At 72.8% G+C, this 22005-nt stretch carries 22 protein-coding genes; 2 read left to right on the top strand and 20 right to left on the bottom strand.

The genetic code is table 11. The annotated features are described in order from the left end of the window. Positions 1-46 precede the first annotated feature (46 nt). Both KV205_RS26395 and KV205_RS26400 read right to left on the bottom strand, forming a co-directional pair. Positions 47-502, bottom strand: coding sequence for an Lrp/AsnC family transcriptional regulator (locus tag KV205_RS26395; protein ID WP_030691274.1), 456 nt, complete (start codon positions 500-502; stop codon positions 47-49). Between the two features lie 10 nt (positions 503-512). Beyond that, on the bottom strand, positions 513-1985 hold the full coding sequence (locus KV205_RS26400; protein ID WP_265867117.1) for an amino acid permease: 1473 nt from the start codon (positions 1983-1985) through the stop codon (positions 513-515). Positions 1986-2317: 332 nt separating this feature from the next. On the opposite strand from KV205_RS26400, the gene KV205_RS26405 reads away from it, so the two are divergent. After that, positions 2318-3337 carry a GDSL-type esterase/lipase family protein gene (locus KV205_RS26405; protein ID WP_265867118.1) on the top strand — a complete coding sequence of 340 codons (1020 nt, stop codon included), beginning with the start codon at positions 2318-2320 and terminating at the stop codon, positions 3335-3337. On the opposite strand, the gene KV205_RS26410 is transcribed toward KV205_RS26405, so the two are convergent. The 12 genes from KV205_RS26410 to fmt form a co-directional block, all read right to left on the bottom strand. Next, on the bottom strand, positions 3321-3824 hold the full coding sequence (locus KV205_RS26410) for a GNAT family N-acetyltransferase (protein ID WP_265867119.1): 504 nt from the start codon (positions 3822-3824) through the stop codon (positions 3321-3323). The two genes, KV205_RS26405 and KV205_RS26410, sit on opposite strands and share 17 nt — an antisense overlap. A 79-nt stretch (positions 3825-3903) precedes the next feature. Beyond that, complete coding sequence (locus tag KV205_RS26415) at positions 3904-5346, bottom strand: GuaB1 family IMP dehydrogenase-related protein (RefSeq protein ID WP_265867120.1); 1443 nt, start codon at positions 5344-5346, stop codon at positions 3904-3906. A gap of 101 nt (positions 5347-5447) precedes the next feature. Next, entirely contained in the window at positions 5448-5792 is a 345-nt protein-coding gene (locus KV205_RS26420; RefSeq protein WP_265867121.1) for a barstar family protein, read from the bottom strand. Then, on the bottom strand, positions 5779-6231 hold the full coding sequence (locus KV205_RS26425) for a ribonuclease domain-containing protein (RefSeq protein ID WP_265867122.1): 453 nt from the start codon (positions 6229-6231) through the stop codon (positions 5779-5781). The genes KV205_RS26420 and KV205_RS26425 overlap by 14 nt, the downstream gene beginning before the upstream one ends. Positions 6232-6319: 88 nt before the next feature. Further along, complete coding sequence (locus KV205_RS26430) at positions 6320-7369, bottom strand: sugar-binding transcriptional regulator (protein ID WP_265867123.1); 1050 nt, start codon at positions 7367-7369, stop codon at positions 6320-6322. A gap of 177 nt (positions 7370-7546) precedes the next feature. Beyond that, positions 7547-8230, bottom strand: coding sequence for a ribulose-phosphate 3-epimerase (gene rpe / locus KV205_RS26435; RefSeq protein ID WP_265867124.1), 684 nt, complete (start codon positions 8228-8230; stop codon positions 7547-7549). Between the two features lie 133 nt (positions 8231-8363). Next, on the bottom strand, positions 8364-9236 hold the full coding sequence (locus KV205_RS26440; RefSeq protein ID WP_265867125.1) for a hypothetical protein: 873 nt from the start codon (positions 9234-9236) through the stop codon (positions 8364-8366). A 104-nt stretch (positions 9237-9340) separates the two neighbouring features. Next, the gene (locus KV205_RS26445) at positions 9341-11173 is read right to left on the bottom strand and encodes an alpha/beta hydrolase (RefSeq protein ID WP_265867126.1); all 1833 of its coding nucleotides are present in this window, start codon (positions 11171-11173) and stop codon (positions 9341-9343) included. Positions 11174-11181: 8 nt separating this feature from the next. Continuing rightward, entirely contained in the window at positions 11182-11637 is a 456-nt protein-coding gene (locus KV205_RS26450) for a hypothetical protein (RefSeq protein WP_265867127.1), read from the bottom strand. Positions 11638-11759: 122 nt separating this feature from the next. Continuing rightward, positions 11760-13208, bottom strand: coding sequence for an RsmB/NOP family class I SAM-dependent RNA methyltransferase (locus KV205_RS26455; RefSeq protein WP_265867128.1), 1449 nt, complete (start codon positions 13206-13208; stop codon positions 11760-11762). Between the two features lie 37 nt (positions 13209-13245). Further along, complete coding sequence (locus KV205_RS26460; protein WP_265867129.1) at positions 13246-13599, bottom strand: hypothetical protein; 354 nt, start codon at positions 13597-13599, stop codon at positions 13246-13248. Positions 13600-13604: 5 nt separating this feature from the next. Continuing rightward, a complete protein-coding gene (gene fmt, locus KV205_RS26465; protein ID WP_265867130.1) occupies positions 13605-14537 on the bottom strand; it encodes a methionyl-tRNA formyltransferase in 933 nt (310 codons plus the stop codon). A 284-nt stretch (positions 14538-14821) separates the two neighbouring features. Here fmt and KV205_RS26470 point away from each other — a divergent pair, with 284 nt between their 5' ends. Further along, entirely contained in the window at positions 14822-15346 is a 525-nt protein-coding gene (locus KV205_RS26470; protein WP_265867131.1) for a hypothetical protein, read from the top strand. Positions 15347-15445: 99 nt separating this feature from the next. Here KV205_RS26470 and KV205_RS26475 read toward each other — a convergent pair whose 3' ends face one another. From KV205_RS26475 to KV205_RS26500, 6 genes are all read right to left on the bottom strand, one after another. Continuing rightward, positions 15446-17599, bottom strand: a complete 2154-nt coding sequence (locus tag KV205_RS26475) for a primosomal protein N' (protein ID WP_265867132.1) — start codon at positions 17597-17599, stop codon at positions 15446-15448. 114 nt (positions 17600-17713) lie between these two features. Beyond that, positions 17714-18922 (bottom strand): methionine adenosyltransferase, encoded by a 1209-nt coding sequence (metK, locus tag KV205_RS26480; protein ID WP_265867133.1) that lies wholly within the window; start codon positions 18920-18922, stop codon positions 17714-17716. 241 nt (positions 18923-19163) lie between these two features. Beyond that, complete coding sequence (gene coaBC / locus KV205_RS26485) at positions 19164-20396, bottom strand: bifunctional phosphopantothenoylcysteine decarboxylase/phosphopantothenate--cysteine ligase CoaBC (RefSeq protein ID WP_265867134.1); 1233 nt, start codon at positions 20394-20396, stop codon at positions 19164-19166. 115 nt (positions 20397-20511) lie between these two features. Next, positions 20512-20784, bottom strand: coding sequence for a DNA-directed RNA polymerase subunit omega (rpoZ, locus tag KV205_RS26490; protein ID WP_030810584.1), 273 nt, complete (start codon positions 20782-20784; stop codon positions 20512-20514). 52 nt (positions 20785-20836) lie between these two features. After that, a complete protein-coding gene (gmk, locus tag KV205_RS26495; protein WP_265867135.1) occupies positions 20837-21400 on the bottom strand; it encodes a guanylate kinase in 564 nt (187 codons plus the stop codon). Positions 21401-21473: 73 nt separating this feature from the next. Then, on the bottom strand, positions 21474-21797 hold the full coding sequence (locus tag KV205_RS26500; RefSeq protein ID WP_030493613.1) for an integration host factor: 324 nt from the start codon (positions 21795-21797) through the stop codon (positions 21474-21476). Positions 21798-22005: the final 208 nt, after the last annotated feature.

Consider the following 22005-nt stretch of genomic DNA (forward strand, 5'->3'; position numbering starts at 1 on the left):
CGGGCCGCCCCACGGGGGTGGGCGGCCCGCCCTTGCGCACTCGTCCTTACGCGGGCGATCCCGAGGAGAAGCGCCGCAGCAGCGGCGACAGCACGAGCACGGACTTGGTGCGCTCCACGAAGGGCTCGCCCGCGATGCGCTCCAGGACCCGCTCGAAGTGGCGCATGTCGGAGGCGAAGACCTGCACGACGGCGTCCGCGTCACCGGTCACGGTCGACGCGGACACCACCTCCGGATACCGCTCCAGGCCGCGCCGGATGTCCTCCGGCGAGGTGTTGTGGCGGCAGTAGATCTCGACGAACCCCTCGGTCTCCCAGCCGAGCGCCGCCGGGTCCACCCGTACGGTGAAGCCGGTGATGGCGCCCTCGGCCCGGAGCCGGTCCACGCGCCGCTTCACGGCGGGCGCGGAGAGTCCGACGAGCGAGCCGATGTCGGCGTAGCTGCGGCGGGCGTCTTCCGCGAGGGCGTGGACGATGCGTTCGTCGAGGTCGTTGAGTCGCACTACGGGTGGATCACTTCTCTGCGGATGCCAGTTTCGAGCGGCGAATGCCGTACAGGAAGTAGAACACGAGTCCCGCGGCCATCCAGCAACCGAAGACGACCCAGGTCACGGTGTCGAGGCTGAACATGTTGTACGCGCAGAAGATGAAGCCGAGCACCGGGAAGACCGGGCCGAGCATGACCTTGAAGGTGCGCGGCATGTCGGGGCGGGTGTAGCGAAGCACGATCACCGCGATGTTGACCAGACCGAAGGCGAAGAGGGTGCCGATGCTGGTGGCGTCGACGAGCTTGCCCAGCGGGATGACCGAGGCGAGGGCGGCGCAGAACAGCGAGACGATCACGGTGTTGACCCGCGGGGTGCCGGTCTTGGCGCTGACCTTGCCGAAGACCTTCGGCACCAGGCCGTCGCGGGACATCGCGAAGAGCACGCGGGTCTGGCCGTAGAGGACGGTCAGGACGACGCTGGCGATGGAGATGACGGCGCCGGCGGCGAGCAGGGTGCCCCAGAAGGTCTGGCCGGTGACGTCGTTCATGATCGCGGCCAGGGTGGCCTCGGAGCCCTCGAAGTCCTTCCAGTGCCAGGCGCCGACCGCGACGGCGGCGACGAGCACGTAGAGGACGGTGACGATGAGCAGCGAGAGCATGATCGCCCGCGGCAGGTCGCGCTTGGGGTTCTTGGCCTCCTCGCCGGCCGTGGAGGCGGCGTCGAAGCCGATGTACGAGAAGAAGAGGCTGGCGCTGGCGGCGCCGACGCCCGCGACGCCGAGCGGCATGAAGTCCTTGTAGTTGCCGGACTTGAAGCCCACGAAGCCGATGGCGCAGAACAGCGCGAGCGCGGCGATCTTCACGACGACCATGATCGTGTTGACCACGGCGGACTCACGGGCGCCGCCGAGCAGGAACACCATGGCGAGCAGCACGACGATCAGGCCGGGCAGGTTGATGATGCCGCCCTCGCCCGGGGCGGAGGACAGCACGTCGGGGATGGTGACGCCGATCGTGCCGTCGAGCAGCTCGTTGAGGTACTCGCCCCAGCCGACCGCCACCGCGGCCACGGAGACGCCGTACTCCAGGACCAGACACCAGCCGCAGACCCAGGCGACGAGTTCGCCCATCGTTGCGTACGCGTACGAGTACGAGGAGCCCGCGACCGGTATGGAGCCGGCCAGCTCGGCGTACGAGAGGGCCGAGAAGAGCGCGGTGAGACCGGCGATCACGAAGGACAGCGTGACGGCGGGGCCGGCCTTCGGGACCGCGGAGCCGAGCACCACGAAGATGCCGGTGCCGAGCGTCGCACCGATGCTGATCATGGTCAGCTGCCACATGCCGAGGGTGCGGCGGAGCGTGCCGCCCTCGCCCTGGCCACCCTCGGCGACCAGGCTTTCTACCGGCTTGAGGCGGGTCAGGGCGGAGAGCCCGAAGGTCTTGCGGGCGGTCGGGACGGTCGTGTCCTCGACCGGTGGGGCTGCGCCGTGGTCCAGCACTGCGGGGGCTCCTTATCGCTGCCTGTCGACGAGCGGGGACCGCGGCGGTGCGTGGGCATGGAAAAGCAGGCCCACGGGGGAAGGGGAACCGCCGAGCAGGCGGTCGCCGCCACTCCTGGTACGGGGCACGAGCCTAAGGGGTGGAGCTTCGCACTCGTAATGCAGGGTTGTTGCGCACTGCCGGATGATCATTGCGCACTTGCCGCACAGACGGGGAAACATTGCGCTCCCCCGCAAAAAACGACACATCGGGGGCAATGCGCGGCCTCCCGTGACCCTTGACTCCTCAGGGCGTTTGGCCCACGCTGCACCCGCCCGAACGGAGGTCATCGGTGAGCTGGCTGGAGCCCGAACCCTTCCTGCGCGGCACCGCGTGGCGGGACGGCGACCGTCCGGTCCGGGCCGACCCGGCCGACCTGGAGCGGCTGCCCTGGGACATCGCCCAGCGGGCCGCGCTGCCGATCGGGGTGCGGCTCGAGTTCACGGCGGCGCCGGGCACCCGGGCGGTGCTGCTGCGCTACCGTGCGGTGCTCCCGGCGCCCGGCGACGCGCTGCGCGCGCTGCGGCACGGCTTCGCGCTCTGGCAGGGCGCCCGGTGTCTGGCGGAGGTGTTCGCGAAGCCGGCCGAGGAGGGCACCGTACGCATCCGACTCCCGCCCGATGGCGGCGAGTTCACGGTCCATCTGCCGGAGGGACAGGCACCCGTCGTGTGCGGTCTGCGGGCCGTCGGCGGCGCTCTGGCGCCCGCCCCGCGCCGTCCGCGCTGGCTCGTGCACGGGGACTCGATCACCGAGGGCTGGTGGTCGACCCGCCCCGCCCACTCCTGGCCCGCCGCGGCCGGCCGGCTGCTCGGCCTCGATCCGGTGAACCTCGGTTACGCGGGCGGGGCACGCGGCGAACTCCCGCTCGCCGAGCACCTCGCCCGGCTCCCCGGCGACCTGATCACCCTCGCCTTCGGCACCAACTGCTGGGCGGCCGTGCCCTGTTCGGCGCCGCTGCTCTACGAGACCACCCGGGCGTTCGTCGCTCTGGTGCGCCGCGGCCACCCGGACACCCCGCTGCTGCTCCTCTCCCCCGTCCTTCGCCCGGCGGCCGAGCGCACCGGCAACGCCCTGGGCGCCACGCTCACCGAGCTGCGGGCCGCCATGGAGGCGGCCGTACGGGACCTGGCCGCGGCGGGCGACGGACGGCTCGCCCTGCTGCCCGGCGGTCCGCTCCTCACCCCGGACGACCTCGTGGACGGCCTGCACCCCAACGACCGGGGCCACGCGCGGATCGCGGCGGCGGTGGCGGGGGCGCTGCGGGAGGCGGGCTTCGTGGGCCGCCCGGCCCCCGTCAGGCGAGGCGCCTGACGAGGAAGGTGCAGGGGTCGGCGCAGTCGTGCCGGAGGCCGGCCTCGTCCGTGTACGCGTAGCGGTCGGTGTACGCCGTCACGGGCCCGTAGCCGAGCCGGGCGTACAAGGCGGCCGCCCTCGGGTTGTCGTCGCCCACGCCGAGGCCCAGGTGCGTCCGGCCCCGCTCGCGCGCCAGCTCCTCGGCGGCGCGGATCAGGGCCGTGCCGATGCCCTGGCCGCGCAGGTCCTCCCGTACGTCCAGACCGTTGAGCTCCGGGCAGCCGGCGAGCGCCGCCTGCACCTCCGGCGCGGCACAGCCGTCCCAGCGGATCTGCCCGTTGCCGGCCGGCAGCCCGCCGTGCCAGGCGATCAGATACGTGCCGTGTCCGGCCTCCTGGCGGGCGAAGCGGTCGGCGTGCCGGCTGGGAGCCCCCGGGGTGGGCAGATGGCGGCCGAGCAGGGGCAGGTCCTCGGCCCGGCAGGGCGTGATCTCCGTACGGTCCATGCGGCCGACCGTACGGGAACGCCGTGGGCCCCCGGGAGGGATTTCCCGGGGGCCCACGGTGCGTTCAGATCGCCGCGGCTCAGCTCCAGCTGGCGTGCAGCGGCTTGCCCTCCGCGTAACCGGCGGCGGACTGGATGCCGACGACGGCCCGCTCCTCGAACTCGGCGAGGTTGCTCGCGCCCGCGTAGGTGCAGGAGGAGCGGACGCCGGCGATGATCGAGTCGATCAGGTCCTCGACGCCCGGACGCTGCGGGTCGAGGAACATCCGCGAGGTGGAGATGCCCTCCTCGAAGAGCGCCTTGCGGGCGCGGTCGTACGAGGACTCGTCGGAGGTCCGGTTCTTGACGGCGCGGGCCGAGGCCATGCCGAAGGACTCCTTGTAGGCACGGCCCTGGGCGTCGTGCTGGAGGTCGCCCGGGGACTCGTAGGTGCCGGCGAACCAGGAGCCGATCATCACGTTGGACGCGCCGGCGGCGAGCGCCATGGCGACGTCGCGCGGGTGCCGGACGCCACCGTCGGCCCACACGTGCTTGCCGTACTTCTTCGCCTCGGCGGCGCACTCCATGACGGCCGAGAACTGCGGGCGGCCCACGCCGGTCATCATGCGGGTGGTGCACATGGCGCCGGGGCCCACGCCGACCTTGATGATGTCCGCGCCGGCCTCGATGAGGTCCTTGACGCCCTCGGCGGCGACGATGTTTCCGGCCACGATCGGGACCTGCGGGTCGAGCGCCCGGACGGTGCGGATCGCGGAGATCATCGACTCCTGGTGGCCGTGCGCGGTGTCGATGACGAGCGTGTCCACGCCCGCGTCGAGCAGCTGCTTGGCCTTGCCCGCCACGTCGCCGTTGATGCCGACGGCGGCGGCGATGCGCAGTCCGCCGTTCTTGTCGACGGCCGGGCTGTAGAGGGTCGCGCGCAGCGCGCCCTTGCGGGTGAGGATGCCGACGAGCTTGCCGTCCTCGTCGACCGCCGGGGCGTAGCGCCGGTTGGCGTTGTCGAGGACGGTGAAGGCCTCGCGCGGCTCGATGGCCGCGTCGAGCAGCAGCAGGTCCTTGGACATGACCTCGGACAGCTGGGTGAAGCGGTCCACGCCGGACAGGTCGGCGTCGGTGACGACACCGATCGGGCGGCGCTCGGCGTCGACGACGACACCGGCGTCGTGCGCCCGCTTGGGCAGCAGGGCCAGCGCGTCGGCGACGGTCTGGTGCGGCTCCAGGACGATCGGGGTGTCGAGGACCAGGTGGCGGGACTTGACCCAGCCGATGACGTCGGTGACGACCTCGATCGGGATGTCCTGCGGGATGACGACCAGGCCGCCGCGGCGGGCGACGGTCTCGGCCATGCGGCGGCCCGCGATGGCGGTCATGTTGGCGACGACCAGCGGGATCGTCGTACCGGTTCCGTCGGGGGCGGAGAGGTCCACGGCCTGGCGGGAACCCACGGCCGAGCGGCTCGGCACCATGAACACATCGTCGTACGTGAGGTCGTACGGCGGCTTGACGTCATTGAGGAAACGCACGTGCTGACATCCCAGTCGTTCGGATCGGCCCCTAGGCATTTCAGCCAGGGGAAAAAGCACGTAGTTCATTGTCCCACGGGGGTACGCGTACCCGCCCCGGGCTAATCGTCCGAGTCTTGCGCGGGGCTGCTTGGCCGATCCTCCAAATGGGCGAGGTCGCCGCCCAGCGACAGGAGGACCGCGAGGCCGGCCGAGCTGGCGCGGGCCGCCGCCGAGAACACCTCCTGGGCGGTGGACCACTCGTCCGGTTCGGCCTCGGCATAAGCCTGCCAGTGCGTGACCACGATCGCCATGGGTGCGCGCATGTCGGCGAGGCTGTCGGCCAGGGCGTCCCAGTTGCGCCCGAACCACACCGGCAGCGGGAGGGCGTGCACGCAGCGGTTCATGAAGGCCGTCTTGTCGGCGACCCCGTGCAGGTCGAGGACGACGGCGTCATCGATCCTCATCCGTGGCCACCTCCCGGAAGCTCTGGTAGTGGTCGTCCGTGTAGTACGTCTCCCCCTGCCGGCCGGTGACGATGCGCCGGGCGCCGCGGTCGCGTTCGCCGGGGGTCTTCACCGTGTACTCGTGGTAGTAGCCGCGCTCGCGCCGTGGCAGGACGCGCTCGAAGTTCGAGAAGACGGCGCCGTCCTTGGCGTACGGGAAGGGGCCGCCGCTTCTGATCAGGGCGAGGGTCCGGCGTGCCTCGGCCGGCAGCTCGGACTCGGGGACGACCGGGAGGCCGGAGGAGGCGGTGGGGCGGGCGGAGGGCGCGACCGCGGTGGTACGGGAGGGGGCGCCGGCCCCGGGGCCCGCGGCGCCGCCGGAGCAGCCGGTGAGCCCCGCGAGGAGCAGCGCGAGCCCGGCCAGGACGGAGAGCCCGAGCCGGGCGCAACGGGTGATCATGCCCCGATGCTGCCACCGCCCCGCCCCGGCGGCGTGCCGGTACGGGGCGGAGGGCGGCGGCGTGTCGGCCGGCGGCCGTCGGGGTCCGTCAGCGGCCGTCCGGGTCCGCGCGGTCGAGGGCCGGGCGCGGGCCGGGGGTGAACTCGCTGAGCAGGAAGTCGGCGGCCGAGCGGTCGGTCACCAGGCTGGTGACCAGGCCGGAGCGGAGCACCGCGCCGATCGCCGCCGCCTTGCGCTGGCCGCCGGCGATGGCGACCACCTCGGGGATCCGGCGCAGCCGGTCCGCCTCGACGGTGATGCAGCGCTCGCCGAGGTCCCGGCCGACCCGGCGGCCCTCGGCGTCGAAGAGGTGCGCGGACATCTCGGCGGCGACGCCGAGCGAGGCGTAGTGGGCGCGCTCGGCGTCGGACAGCATGTCGTGGACGGTGGAGATGCCCGGCTCCCAGGAGCCGATGGACACACAGGCGACGGTGACCTTGTCGAAGTACTCGAAGGCCCGCGCGATGCCGGTCTGGCTGCGCAGCGCGTTGGCGGTCGCCGCGTCGGGCAGCAGCATCGGCGCGTAGATGGGGTGCGCCTCGCCGCCGGAGACCTGGGCGGCCCGGCGGACCGCCTCGACCGAGCCGCGCTCGGCCGTGCCCGCGTCGTACACACCGGTGAGCTGGACGACGGTGCAGGGCGGCAGCCGGTCGAGGGCGGCCGCCATGTGGATGGTGGACCGGCCCCAGGCCAGGCCCAGGACGTCGCCCTCGGTGACCAGCTCGCCGAGCAGGTCGGCCGCGACCTCGCCGAGGTTCTCGGGGTCGGGCGACTCGTCCTCGCCCTCCGCCGGCGACTCGACGACCACGGCGTGCCGCAGCCCGTAGCGGGCGCGCAGCGCGTCGGAGCGCTCGGCGTCCAGCTCGGCCGGCACGCGGATCTCGATGCGCACGAGGTCGCGCTCCAGGGCGGTCTCCAGGACCCGGGCCACCTTGAAGCGGCTCACGCCGAACTCCTCGGCGATCTGGATCTTGGACTTGCCCTCGAGGTAGAAGCGGCGGGCCATGGCCGCCGCCTGCACCAGCTCCGCGGGGCCCATCCGCAGGGCTGACCGTCCCGCCGACATTCCCGCCACCGCGATCTCCTCACTGCTGTTCACGTACGGCTGCTCAGCTGCCGCCGGTGGCGCCGGTTCGGGGCGCCGCCGCGGCTTGATTCAACGTGCTGTTGTTCACACTCTCGACTCACCGTTCATCCTGTCAGATCCGGCGGGTCCTGAACGGCCGTGTCGGCGGCCCGACGGGCCGCGTTCACGTACCGGTGGGTCAGTGGAGGCTCAGTGGCCACACGCCCACGCCGCCGAGGCGGTCGCGGACTCGGCGCTGGCCCGGAGCGAGCGCACGGCCTCGGCCGGGTCGGCCGCCCCGTAGACGGCGGAACCGGCCACGAAGACGTCGGCGCCGGCCTCGGCGCACCGCTCGATGGTGGCGGCGGAGACGCCGCCGTCGACCTGGAGCCACAGCTCCAGGCCGTGCTTGGAGATCAGCTCACGGGTGCGGCGGATCTTCGGCAGCATGATGTCGAGGAAGGCCTGGCCGCCGAAGCCCGGCTCGACCGTCATGATCAGGAGCATGTCGAGCTCCGGCAGCAGGTCCTCGAACGGCTCGATCGGCGTGGCCGGCTTGAGCGCCATCGACGCCCGGGCGCCCTTGGCGCGGATCTCCCGGGCGAGGCGCACCGGCGCGGCCGCCGCCTCCACGTGGAAGGTGACGGAGCCGGCGCCGGCCTCGACGTACTGCGGCGCCCAGCGGTCCGGGTCCTCGATCATGAGGTGGCAGTCGAGCGGGGTGTCCGTGGCCCGGCTCAGCGACTCGACGATCGGCACGCCCAGCGTCAGATTGGGCACGAAGTGGTTGTCCATCACGTCGACGTGCAGCCAGTCGGCCCCGTCGACCGCCTTCGCCTCATCGGCGAGCCGGGCGAAGTCCGCGGACAGGATGCTGGGATTGATCTGCGCCATGTGCCAAGCCTGCCATGTTCTTGAGGACTTCTTTGCCGCGAAGCGGCGCGGATTGCGAGGGGGCCGCTTCACGCCGGGGACGTAATGGTACAGACCAGTTGATTCCGCCGGTAGGGCCCGGCGGATCCGGCCGTCACACGGCCGCGGAATCCGAACCGGCCGGGCCGGCCGGGCCGGCTGGGCCGTCGACGGGTGTCGTCACCGCGACCCGCACCGCGCCGGTGGCCGAGACCACCACCTGCGCGACCGTGTGCTCCTCCGGGTGGCCGGCGACGACGCCCGGGGCGCCCTCGGCCGTCGGCATGGGGCGGACCCGCCATCCCGCGCCGACGAAGTACGCCTGCGCGCGGGCCACGGCCCGGGCCCGCTCCTGCTCCGGCAGCGGCGGGGTCGACCAGGTGTGGTGGACCGCCTCGGCCCCGGACGCGTCCCGCACCCGGCCGATGCCCTCCCCGGGCTGCGTGGGCGCCGCGCCCACGCCCAGCGCGTCGTAGATCCGGCTGGAGTGGCCGAGCGCCCGGCGCCCGGCGGGGTCGTCGGCCGCCGGCGCCTCGAAGGCGGCGGGGTCGGCCGCGGCGGCCGAGGACTTGCCGGGCGGGAGGAAGCAGGGCGACCGCACCTTGAGGGTGGCGATGCCCTCGCCCTTGTCCCGGTCCAGGACCCCGGTGATGCCTTCCATCCAGAAGTCGTCCGACTCCGAGCGCATGCTGACCCAGGGGAAGGGACCGGACATGTCCTTCTCGTCCGAGGAGTGGTACTTGTAGCCCTGCTTCAGCCACGCGTCCCGCGCCTGCAGCACGAGGTTCCTGGCCTCGGCGCCCGGCACACCGGTGAGCTTGTAGAAGAGGGTGACCTGCCGCCGGTCGTCGGGGCCGTGGTCGTCCCTGGCGATGCAGGGGCCGACGCTCTCGGGGCCCGTGCGCTCCAGAGTCGGCTTGGGCGACATGACGTCCACCGCCTGGTGGATGATCTCCTCGGCCCGGTCGACCGCCTGCTGCTCGTCCATCGTGACCTGCTTCGCCGTTGCTCCGTCGTCTTCCTGTGCCCCGCACCCGGTCGCCGTGACCGTCAGGGCCAGCAGTGCGGCAACCGGGATTGCCTTCCGTAGGTTCACGGCTGTCCTCCGGTAACGATGTTCGCCATGGTCTTGAGGGGCTTGTCGTCCCAGTACTGGGAGTGCGCGGGCATCATTTCCCAGTCCGTGCCCGGCAGCTTCCCGCTCGGGACCTCGAAGACCCTGCCCCCGAAGTCCTCGGAGGTCGGGTCGGTGCCGTGCACGATCGCGTCGCCGTCGAAGAAGGTGTCCCAGTACGCCTTCGGGCTGAGGTAGTCCTTGGCGATCGGCGGGGCGACGTTGATGAGGTCGTTCTGGGCCGTGGCCGCGTAGACGTGGTCCGGCGGGATGTTCAGGTCCTTGGCGTGGTCCACTCCCACACCCGGGCTGCCCACCATGATCGCGTTGTCGACCGGCAGGTCGATGTGCATCTCCATCGTCTCGCCCACCACCAGGGAGCCGTAGCTGTGGCCCATGAGGGTCTGGTTCACGCCGTTCGGGCGGTGATTGGACTCCTCGAGCCCCTGGATGAAGTTGCCGAGCGGCTCCTTGGCGTTGTCGGCCCACTTGGTCTCGGTGGCGTCGGTCATGATGCCCTGCGGGGCGTCGTAACCGAGCCACACGATCGAGGCCGTCTTCTTCGAGCCGTCGGTGGCCTCGGCCTGCGCCTGGAGCAGCTGTGCCCGGGTGAGGTCCCCGTCGATCGACTCCAGCTTGGCGAACGTGCCGGGCACGTACGTCACCACGTTGTCGGCGGTGTCCGGGTTGCCGATGGAGACGATCGCGCGGCCCATGTCGTCGCCGTCGAACCCGAGCAGATAGGGGCGGTTGCTCTCGCTCGTGAAGCTGTTGAACCGGGACTGGATGTCGTCCATGCCCTTGTAGCCGTTCTCCAGCTTCTTCCGCTTCTCCTCCCACTCCTTCCACTCGTCCGTCGGGACCATCGCGCCCTTCACCTCGCGCCCGGTGACGGGGCTGATGTACGGCTTGTAGTGCTCCGGCTCCTTCTTGAGCCAGGCGTCGTACTCCAGCTGCTTGGCGGCGCGCTGTTCGGCGAGCACGGTGCGGTTGGCGTCGTCGCGCACGTCCGAGGGGAGGCCGTCGAGCGCTCCGATGCTCGCGGGGTGCATGGATATGTAGGCCTCGCGCTGCTCGTCCGTGAGGCCCTTCCACCAGTTGGCGTTGTCCTGGGGCCAGTCGTTCTTGGGCGGCGGCTTGATCGCGTCGAGGTAGGCGTCGGCGGCCTCCCGCACGCCCCCCGTGTCCGACGTGACGTCCGTCCAGTCCCGGTCGGAGACGGTCAGGTCGTCATCGGCCTTCAGGGCCCGTATCTTCGGCTCCCACTTCGTGTCGGCGTCCGTGGCCTCCTTGAGCGCGTCGGCTATCCGGTCCGCGTACCCGATGGCCTTGCCGTAGTGCGGGTTCGGGTGGATGTTCGCCGCCTGGCGGTCCAAGGCGTCGGAGGTCGCGTTGCCGCCCGGGGTGCCGGTCACCGTGCCGCCCTCGGTGTCCTTGTCCGCCCCCGGCTTGCGGCCGGCGGGATAGCTCACCGAGCCGTTCTCCGTCACCGTGCAGCCGTCCGCAGCGGCGTCCTCGACCGCCGCTTCGAGCTTCCGCTTGGCGGCCGCGATGTCGTAGGCGAACCCGTTGAGGGCCGTGCTGATCACATGGCACTCGGTGAGGGTGTAGTGGAAGTTCTTCGCCAGGGCCTGGAGTTGCTTCTGCGACGCCTTCGCCGACTCGCCCGACAGCGACTTGCGCATGCCGGTGGCGACGGTGTTCTCGATGTGGCTCTTGGCCGCCTGGGCCGCGTTGCCCAGCGCGCGGTACCCGTCGGCGGCGCCCTCGAACTCGGTGGGCTTGAAGGCCTTGAGGGTGGCGTAGTCCATGGGCGCCGTCACCTGCCCTTCGACTGGCCGCCGACGGCGTCCGTGTCCGCGTACTGCTTGTTCAGCCGGTCCATCTCGTCCTTGACCGCGTCGTCGGTCGTCAGCACGTCGCGGCCGACCTGCTGAAGGATCCCCTGGAGCGAGCCGCACCGCTTGCTGACGCTCTCGGCGTACTTCTTCCAGGAGTCGTAGACGTCCTTCTGCGCGGCCGCGGTCAGACAGCCCGTGGTCGCGCCGAGCCCCGCCTGGCCGTCCTCCAGCTTGGTCAGCGCGGTGCCGATGGTCCCGCGCAGGGAGCCGACCCCTTCACCGGCCGTGTTCCACGCCTTCTGGCTGGACTTCAGGCCGCCGGTCACCTGGCTCGGCCCGGCGTCCGGCTCGACCGGAACATGGTTGAGCTGCATGGCCGCCGGCTGCTGCCCGGCCGCCCCGGCCTTGATCTGTTCCCACTCGTCCCACGCCACGCCAAGCCCCCGTCTCACCCATGTGGATCACCAGGCGGGCCACACTACATCGCAACCGCAACGCACAACTCACGGGTCCCCGTACCGGGGTTGGGCCGCGGACCGGAGCGGCCCGCGGACGCTCAGGCCGTGCGGCGGATCAGGGCCAGGTACATCGCGTCCGTGCCGTGCAGATGCGGCCACAGCTGGACGTCGGGGCCGTCGCCGAGCGAGGGCACGCCGGGGAACAGCGGGCGGGCGTCGACGAGTTCGGCGCCACCGGTCTTCTTCAGGACGTCGTCCACGACGACCCGGGTCTCGGCCAGGTGCGGGGAGCAGGTGGCGTAGCCGACCACGCCGCCGACCCGGACCGCGCGCAGCGCCTCGGTGAGCAGCCCGCGCTGGAGCGGGGCGAAGCCGTCGAGGTCGCCGGGGCGGCGGCGCCAGCGGGCCTCCGGGCGGCGGCGCAGGGCGCCGAGTCCGGAGCAGGGCACGTCCATCAGGACCCGGTCGAAGCTGCCCTCGCGCCACGGCGGGCGGGTGCCGTCGGCGGCGACGACCTGGTACGGGCCGGGGTTGCCGGCCAGGGCGCGCTCGACGAGCCGGGCGCGGTGCGGCTGCTTCTCGGAGGCGAGCAGCGCGGCGCCGCGCTCGGCGGCGAGGGCGCCGAGCAGCGCCGCCTTGCCGCCGGGGCCGGCGCAGCCGTCGAGCCAGCGGGTGTCGGGGCCGTCGAGGGGCGCGTTGGCGAGGGCGATGGCGACCAGCTGGCTGCCCTCGTCCTGGACGCCGGCGCGGCTCTCCCGTACGGCCTCGATCGTGCCGGGATCGCCGCCCTCGGCCATCCGGAGCGCGTACGGGGACCACCGGCCCGGCTCGGTGTCGGCGGCCTCGGCCAGCTCGGCGGTGGTGGCCCGGCCGGGGCGGGCGACCAGGGTGACCTCGGGCCGCTCGTTGTCGGCCGTGAGCAGCTCCTCGATGCCGGCCCGGCCCCCGCCGAGCGCGTCCCAGAGCGCGGAGACCACCCAGCGGGGGTGCGAGTGGACGACCGCGAGGTGGTCCTCGGCGTCGTCCTCGTAGGGCGGCGCGACCCGCGCCACCCAGGTGTCGAAGTCGTCCTGGGCGATCTTGCGCAGCACGGCGTTCACGAACTTGGCCCGCCCGTCGCCGAGCACCACGCGGGCCAGCTCGACGGTGGCGGACACGGCGGCGTGGCTGGGGATCCGGGTGCCGAGCAGCTGGTGCGCGCCGAGCGCCAGGACGTCGAGGACCGGCGGGTCGACCTCGCGCAGCGGCCGGTCGACGCAGGCCGCGATGATCGCGTCGTACGTGCCCTGCCGGCGCAGCGTCCCGTAGACGAGCTCGGTCGCGAGCGCCGCGTCCCGCCCGTCGAAGCCCTCGTTCTTCTCCCGGGCCTTCTTCAGGAGCGGCGGCAGCACCAGGTTGGCGTAGGCGTCCCGCTCGTCCACCGCGCGCAGCACCTCGAAGGCCAGGATCCGGACCGGGTCCTTCTTGGGCCGCCGGTGCGGCCGGGGGGCCTTGGGGGGCGCGCCCTTGGGGGACGTGGGGGTGCGGCGACGTGCCTGCTCGCTCAAAGGTGCTCCGCGTGACGAAAGAAGAGGTCGAACCTCCTCAGCCTACGTCCGCGGGCCCCTGCCGGGAAAAACGGCCGTGCCGGATCGCCCGGTCCCCGGCGGCGATCAGGCACGTCACCGGCCGCGTGCCGCCGCCGTCCGCCTCGAAGGCGACGAGCACGGACGGCTCCTCGCCGACGAGCCGGACGATCTCGTCACGCTCGTCGGCGGTGGGCTCCCGGAACTCGGGATCCGCGAAGTCCATGGGGCAGCGGACGTAGACGGTGTCCGTGAAGACGACCTCCAGTCCGTGGCCGTATGACAGGTCGTAGTGGGCGGCCAGGGTGAGCCGGCTGCCGTCGTAGCGCAGGACCGTCCAGTCCCACCAGGAGCCCTCCGGCAGCGGGAGCACCTTGCTCAGGCTCCGACCCGCTCGCCCGGCGCGATGCGCACGCCGCGGGCCCAGTCGGCCGCCTTCATCGGCTTCTTGCCCTGGGGCTGGACCCAGAGCAGTTCCACCGCGTGGGAGCCGGTGCCGACGTACACGTTGTTCTTGCCGGCCGCGAGCTCGCCCGGCGCGAGGTCCGTGCGGTCGGTGACCAGCGCGGCCTGGACGATCTTCAGGCGCTCGCCGCGGAAGAGGGTCCAGGCCCCCGGGGCGGGGGTGCAGCCGCGGATCACCCGGTCGACGCGCAGCGCCGGGGCGGCGAAGTCGACGTGGGCGTCCTCGACCTGGATCTTCGGGGCGAGGGTGATGCCCTCGGCCGGCTGCGGCACGGCCTTCAGGGTGCCGTCCTCGATGCCGTCCATGGTGGCGGCGAGCAGCCCGGCGCCGGCGAACGCGAGCCGGGTCAGCAGGTCGCCGCTGGTGTCGGTGGGCCGCACGTCCTCGGTGACGACGCCGTACACCGGGCCGGAGTCGAGGCCCTCCTCGATCTGGAAGGTCGACGCGCCGGTCACCTGGTCGCCGGCCATCAGCGAGTGCTGCACCGGCGCGGCGCCGCGCCACGCGGGCAGCAGCGAGAAGTGCAGGTTGACCCAGCCGTGCGCGGGGATGTCGAGCGCGACGCGCGGCAGCAGCGCGCCGTACGCCACGACGGGGCAGCAGTCGGGCGCGATCTCCCGGAGCCGCGCGAGGAACGCCTCGTCCCGCGGCCGCTCCGGCTTGAGCACCTCGATCCCGGCCTCCTCCGCCCGCTCGGCGACGGGGCTCGCGACGAGCCGCCGCCCGCGCCCGGCGGGCGCGTCGGGCCGGGTGACGACGGCGGCCACCTCGTGCCGCCCGGAGGCGAGCAGGGCGTCCAGGGCGGGTACGGCGACCTCGGGGGTGCCGGCGAAGACCAGCTTCACGCGGGAGAACCTCGTATCTCGGGACGTTGGGAGTACCTCCCTGCACGAGCGGAGCCGAGAGCTCGGGGGAAGGCAGCGCACCAGTCTAGGCCGCCGTCAGGGCCCGCGGCTTCACACGGGCGGCCGGGGGTGTGCGCGGGGGCGAGCGCCCTGTGCATATGCGGATACGCCCCCGCAGCGTGACCCAACCCCAAGTGGCGCGTTGGTCAAGAGAGATTGACCGAATCGGGTCGCCCCTCCCCCAGCGACCCGCTCCCTTTCACGCCGGTTCGAGAGGCTCATCCATGGCCGACCACGCAACCCACGACGCCCAGGCCCGGGCAAGTCTGCACCTGCTCGTGCGGGACATCGAGCGGGTCCGGCGGCAGGTGGACGCACTGCGCACGCTCACGGCCCAGCTGGGCAATGTCTACCGCCCGCGCCGCACCGCCCCTTCGACGGGCTTCGTCGTCTACGGGCGCGCCCCCGCCCCCACCGTCCGTCTCGCCCAGGAGCTCCGGGACAGCGTCGAGACCCTGGTGACCGCCGCGGTGGACTTCGACCGCTCGCTCGGGTTCTCGTGGGACGCGGTGGGCTCCGCGCTCGGAGTCACCAAGCAGGCCGTCCACCGCCGTTACGGCTCCCGCCGCGCCCCGCAGCCGGGCGGCGGCGCCGCCCTGGAGCAGGAGCGGGCGGCGGAGCCGGGCACCACCCGCACCATGCCCGTGGTGCCGCCGGCCCGCAGCATGCCGCCGCAGCCCACCTCGGGCAGCCAGGCGCTGCGCGAGGAGCCCCGCCCGCCGGTCTTCCCGGCCCCGCGCAACGGCTGACGCACCGTCGCGCGCAGTCGCAGTCGCCATCGCGTTCGCGTCCCGAAAGGGCCGCCCGTCCTGTCGCGGGCGGCCCTTCGCGCGCCGTGGCAGGGGCGCTCAGCCGATGTCGGGCGGGTCGACCCGGACCCGGACCGGCTCCCCGCCGCCCCGCGCCAGACGGGAGGCCTGGGCGCGCTTCAGGGCGGTGGCGAGCGCGGCGCCGCTGCCGGGGGGTACGCGGATCAGGGCGCGCTCCCACTGCTCGCCGGGCGGGGTGTCGCCGGGCCGGCGCGGGCCGCCGGGCCGGGTGACGGGCAGCGGGACGGGGCCCAGGATCTCGGCGTCGGGGGGGAGCTCAGCGCCGTGCAGGAAGGCGCCGAGGGCCTCCGGCGGGCCGGACACGGCGGCCATCCGGGAGACCGGCGGGAAGCCCAGCTCGGCCCGCTCGGCCAGCTCGCGCTGGGCGTGCCCGACGGGGTCCCAGCGGACCAGCGCCTGGACCGGGCGCAGGGTGGGCTCGGCGACGCACACGACGGTGCCGCCCCGGTCCTGGCCGCGCACCAGCGAGGCCGCGTCGATCCAGCGGCGCAGCGCCTCCTCGCCCGCCCGCAGGTCGGGGCGGCCGAGCATGGCCCAGCCGTCGAGGAGCAGAGCGGCCGCGTAGCCGCCGTCGGCTACGGGTTCGGCGCCGGGGGTGCTGACGACGAGCGCGGGCCGGTCGGGCACCCGGTCGAGGACGTGGTCGCGCCCGGAGGTGCGCACGGGTACGGCGGGGAAGGCGCGGCCCAGTTCCTCGGCGGTGCGCCGGGCGCCGACGATCTGCGCGCGCAGCCGGTTCGAGCCGCAGGCCACGCAGTGCCAGTCGGGTGCGCCGCGCCCGCACCAGGCGCAGTGCAGCTCCTGCTGCTCGGGGGCCTCCAGGCGGCCCGAGCAGTGCCGGCAGCGGGCGGGCGTCCGGCAGCGCTCGCAGGCCAGCCTCGGCACGTAACCCCGGCGCGGGACCTGGACGAGCACCGGGCCGGTCTTCAGCCCCTCCCGTACGGTCTGCCAGGCGAGGGTGGGCAGCCGGGCGGCGCGGGCGGCCTCGTCGCGGGCGAGATCGGTGTCGCCGACGGTACGGACGATCGGGGCGGCCCGCCGTACCTGCTCGCGGCCGGGCAGCAGCGGCCGGGCCCAGCCGGACTCGACGAGCTGGGCGGCCTCGACGGTGCAGCTGACGGAGCCGAGCAGGAAGGCGCAGCGGTCGTGGGCGGCGCGCAGCAGCAGGACGTCGCGGGCGTGCGGCTGGGGGGCGTGCGGTTCGCTGTGGCTGGTGTCGCCGTCGTCCCAGATGACGGCGAGGCCGAGGTCGCGCACGGGCGCGAACATGGCGGCGCGGGTGCCGACGACGGCGCGGACGGCGCCGCGCCGGACGGCGAGCCACTGCGCGTACCGCTTCTCGGGTCCGGCCTCGGCGGTGAGCAGCGCGTGCCGGCCCGCGCCGAGCAGCGCGGTGAGGGCGGCGTCGACCCGGCCGGCTGCCCGGCCGTCGGGCACGACGACGAGGGCGCCGCGGCCGGAGGCGAGGGTGGCGGCGACGGCGCGGGCGATCTCCTCGGCCCAGTGCGGCCCGGGCAGCGCGTTCCACACGGCCCGGGGGGCGGCGCCGTGGGCCAGCGCCTCCAGGAAGGCCGCGCCCTGCTCGTACCGCGCCCAGCTGCCCGGCTCGGGCGGCCGGGGGGCAGGCAGCGGCTCCGGGGAGGGCTTGGCCTCGGCGCGGGCGTTGCGCGGGGGCACGGCGAGCTGCAGCACGTCGGCGAGGCTGCCCGCGTACCGGTCGGCGACGGCCCGGGCGAGCCCGAGCAGCTCGGGTCCGAGGACGGGCTCGGGCGAGACGACGTCGGCGAGCGCGGCGAGCGGCCCGGAGTAGTCGGACTCGGCCTTCCGCTCGATCAGGAAGCCGTCGATCAGGCGTCCGCCCTCGCGCCGTCCGCCCCGCACCTGGTGCGCCCCGGCCCCGAACCGCACCCGCACCCGCACCCCGGGCCGCGCGGCCTCGTCGAGCTCCTCGGGCACGGCGTAGTCGAAGAACTGGTCGAGGTGCAGCACGCCCTTGTTCACCACGACCCGCGCGACCGGCAGCTCCTTGGCGAGGGCGGCCCCCCGCCAGGTCCGCGGCTTGGCCCGCGGCACCTTCGCCCGGCGCACCGTCTCGCGGATGAGCGCGAGCTGCTCGGGCTCCTCCTGCCCCCCGCGCCCGTCGCCTGCGGGCCTCTCGTTCTCGCTGCTCACAGCCTCATACCTACCAGACGCCACCGACAGCGGCGGCGGTACGCCGAAGGCCCGGCGCCCCCGTCCAGGGGTGCCGGGCCTTCGCCGGTCGCTTCAGGCTGTGGTGCGGCGGGGTCAGACGCCCGCGGCGGCCTTGAGGGCGTCCACGCGGTCGGTGCGCTCCCAGGTGAAGTCCGGCAGCTCGCGGCCGAAGTGGCCGTAGGCGGCGGTCTGGGAGTAGATCGGGCGGAGCAGGTCGAGGTCGCGGATGATCGCGGCCGGGCGGAGGTCGAAGACCTCGGCGATGGCGGTCTCGATCTTCTCGGTCTCGATCGTGTTGGTGCCGAAGGTCTCGACGAAGAGGCCGACGGGCTCCGCCTTGCCGATCGCGTACGCGACCTGGACCTCGCAGCGGGAGGCGAGGCCCGCGGCGACGACGTTCTTGGCGACCCAGCGCATGGCGTAGGCGGCCGAGCGGTCGACCTTCGACGGGTCCTTGCCGGAGAAGGCGCCGCCGCCGTGGCGGGCCATGCCGCCGTAGGTGTCGATGATGATCTTGCGGCCGGTGAGGCCGGCGTCGCCCATCGGGCCGCCGATCTCGAAGCGTCCGGTCGGATTGACCAGGAGGCGGTAGCCGTCGGTGTCGAGCTTGATGCCGTCCTCGACGAGCTGCTTCAGGACGTGCTCGACGACGAACTCGCGGATGTCGGGCGCGAGCAGCGACTCCAGGTCGATGTCGGAGGCGTGCTGCGAGGAGACGACCACGGTGTCGAGGCGGACGGCCTTGTCGCCGTCGTACTCGATGGTGACCTGGGTCTTGCCGTCGGGGCGCAGGTACGGGATGGTCCCGTTCTTGCGGACCTCGGTCAGCCGGCGGGAGAGCCGGTGGGCGAGGTGGATCGGGAGCGGCATGAGCTCCGGGGTCTCGTCCGACGCGTAGCCGAACATCAGGCCCTGGTCACCGGCGCCCTGCTTGTCCAGCTCGTCCTCGTCGCCCTCGACGCGCTGCTCGTAGGCGGTGTCCACGCCCTGCGCGATGTCGGGGGACTGCGACCCGATGGAGACCGAGACGCCGCAGGAGGCGCCGTCGAAGCCCTTCTTCGAGGAGTCGTACCCGATCTCGAGGATCTTGCCGCGGACGAGGGTCGGGATGTCCGCCCAGGCCTTGGTGGTGACCTCACCGGCGACGTGCACGAGGCCGGTGGTGATCAGCGTCTCGACGGCGACGCGGGAGGTGGGGTCCTCCTTGAGCAGCGCGTCGAGAATGGTGTCGCTGATCTGGTCAGCGATCTTGTCGGGGTGACCCTCGGTCACGGACTCCGAGGTGAACAGACGACGGGACACAACGCTCCCTGGGGTTGCAGCGGCTGCTGGCTGTCGATTGCGGACCGGCAGGGGGCTGCGCCCCGCGACGTTCCATGGACAGTCTAATAGGCACGATCGCCCATCTGGCCAGGCCTTCCGCCCGGCGATTGCGTGATCTGTGCGCCAACCGGGGCTCCCAGCTGGCGTTATGCCCGATTTTGTGGGAATTCTCGCGGTCTTCGGGGCGCAGTGCGCCCGCCTCCCGCCGTTGGCGCGGAATTCACCCGGAGAGGGGGCGCAGCCGGGGCAGGACCAGGTCCCACACCGTCTCTGCCAGCGCTTCCTTCGGTCCGTACGGCACCGGGGTCTCGGTTCCGTCGGCGGCGAGGACCACGGCCTCGTTCTCCTCCGAGCCGAAGGTCTTGCGCTCGCCCACCTCGTTGACGACGAGCAGGTCACAGCCCTTGCGCTGGAGTTTCCTGCGCCCGTTGGCGAGCACGTCGTCGGTCTCGGCGGCGAATCCGACGACGACCTGGCCGGGCAGCGCGCGGTCGGCGGAGATCTCCGCGAGGATGTCCGGATTCCGTACCAGCCCGATGGTCGGCGCGCCGCCGTCGTCGCTCTTCTTGATCTTGCCGGTGGCGTACTCGGCGGGCCGGAAGTCGGCGACCGCAGCGGCCATCACCACGGCGTCGGCGTCGCCGGCGGCCTTGAGGACGGCTTCGCGGAGCTGGACGGCGGTGCCGATGCGGACCACGTCGACGCCCGCCGGGTCCGGCAGGCCGGTATTGGCCTCGATCAGGGTGACCCGGGCGCCACGGGCGGCGGCGGCCTTGGCGAGGGCGTAGCCCTGTTTGCCGGAGGAGCGGTTGCCCAGGTAGCGGACCGGGTCGAGGGGCTCACGGGTGCCGCCCGCGCTGACCACCACATGGCGGCCGGCCAGGTCGGGGGTGGCGACGCCGCGGGCCAGACTGCGCCTATTCAAGATGCGGCGGCAGACCTCGAAGATCTCGCCGGGGTCGGGCAGCCGGCCCTTGCCGGTGTCGACGCCGGTGAGACGCCCGACGGCGGGCTCGATCACCACGGCGCCGCGGCGGCGCAGGGTGGCGACGTTCTCCTGGGTGGCCGGGTGCTCCCACATCTCGGTGTGCATGGCCGGGGCGAAGACCACCGGACAGCGGGCGGTGAGCAGGGTGTTGGTGAGCAGGTCGTCGGCGAGGCCGTGGGCGGCCTTGGCCAGCATGTCGGCGGTGGCGGGGGCGACCACGACGAGGTCGGCGGCCTGCCCGATGCGCACGTGCGGCACCTCGTGGACGGACTCCCAGACCTCGGTGGAGACCGGGTTGCCCGAGAGCGCGGACCAGGTGGCGGCGCCGACGAAGTGCAGCGCGGAGTCGGTCGGGACGACGCGGACGTCGTGGCCCGACTCGGTGAGCCGGCGCAGCAGCTCGCACGCCTTGTACGCGGCGATGCCGCCGCTCACGCCCAGCACGACCTTCGGCTTCGTCGTCACCACTGTCACGTCACTCCCCGCACTCGGATGCGCACGACTGCGCGTACGACTCCATGAGACACCACAGGCCCGGCGGATGTTCCGCCGGGCCTGGGTGACAAACCGAAAAACGTGCTTACTGCACCGGGCCCTCGATGGCCTCGGAGGTCAGCAGGCCCGCGTTGATCTCGCGCAGCGCGATCGAGAGCGGCTTCTCGTGGACGTGGGTGTCGACGAGCGGACCGACGTACTCGAGCAGGCCCTCGCCCAGCTGCGAGTAGTACGCGTTGATCTGGCGCGCGCGCTTGGCGGCGTAGATCACGAGGCTGTACTTGGAGTCCGTCGCCTCGAGCAGCTCGTCGATCGGCGGGTTGATGATGCCCTCGGGCGCGGTGATGGAAGAGGACACGCTCTACCTTCCGAAGATGGATATCCGGTCACGGATCATGACGGATAAAAGATCAGACAACGTGCATCAACGTTAGCAGCTCGCGCGCGACGTCCTCGACCGAGGTGTTGACGAGCGTGGTGTCGAACTCCGACTCGGCGGCCAGCTCGACCTTCGCGGCCGCGAGACGGCGCTCGATGACCTCCGGCGACTCGGTGCCTCGGCCGGTGAGCCGGCGGACCAGCTCCTCCCAGCTCGGCGGGGCCAGGAAGACCAGCTGCGCGTCGCTCATCGACTCCTTGACCTGGCGGGCGCCCTGGAGGTCGATCTCCAGGAGCACCGGCTCGCCGGCCTCCAGACGGTCGAGGACCGCACGCCGCGGGGTGCCGTAGCGGTTGCCCGCGAACTCGGCCCACTCCAGGAGCTCACCGTTGGCGACCAGCTTGTCGAACTCGTCGTCCGTGACGAAGAAGTACTGGACACCGTGCTGCTCGCCGGGTCGCGGCTTCCGTGTCGTGGCCGACACCGAGAGCCAGACCTCGGGGTGGACCTTGCGCATATGAGCGACGACCGTGCTCTTGCCCACCCCGGAGGGGCCGGAGAGCACGGTCAGCCGCGGACGTACCTCTGCTGCCATGCAGCGATTATTCCAGCTTCACCGGTGTGCCCGGGACGCCTGGTCCCGGGCCGCCGGCGCGGCCGCGGCGCACTCAGGCGCCGGCGCCGCCGAACTCGCGCTCCAGGGAGGCGATCTGGTTGGAGCCGAGACCGCGGACCCGGCGGCTCTCGGAGATGCCGAGCCGCTCCATGATCTGCTTGGCGCGGACCTTGCCCACGCCCGGAAGGGACTCGAGCAGCGCGGAGACCTTCATCTTGCCGATGACGTCGTTCTCCTGGCCCTGCTTGATGACCTCGTGGAGGGAGGCGCCGGAGTGCTTGAGTCGATTCTTGACCTCGGCCCGCTCCCGGCGAGCCGCGGCGGCCTTTTCGAGCGCGGCTGCGCGCTGTTCAGGGGTAAGGGGCGGAAGAGCCACGCCTACGTCACCTCGGATGTCGAACTGTCGGATACGGACCGGTGGGAAGCTGCACGCCCCGCGCGAGCGGGGCACGCCACACCAGTGGAGCAACGACCGACGTGGAGTACGTCGAACGCCGACTCTGTCCCGGAGACTAGCGGCCGAGGCCGCCTGAGTCAGCGAGAACAGACGAAAAGTCCTGGTCAGCATCGACCGACCAGGACAT

It is taken from the genome of Streptomyces sp. SKN60 (genome assembly GCF_026236535.1).
GTDB lineage: Bacteria > Actinomycetota > Actinomycetes > Streptomycetales > Streptomycetaceae > Streptomyces.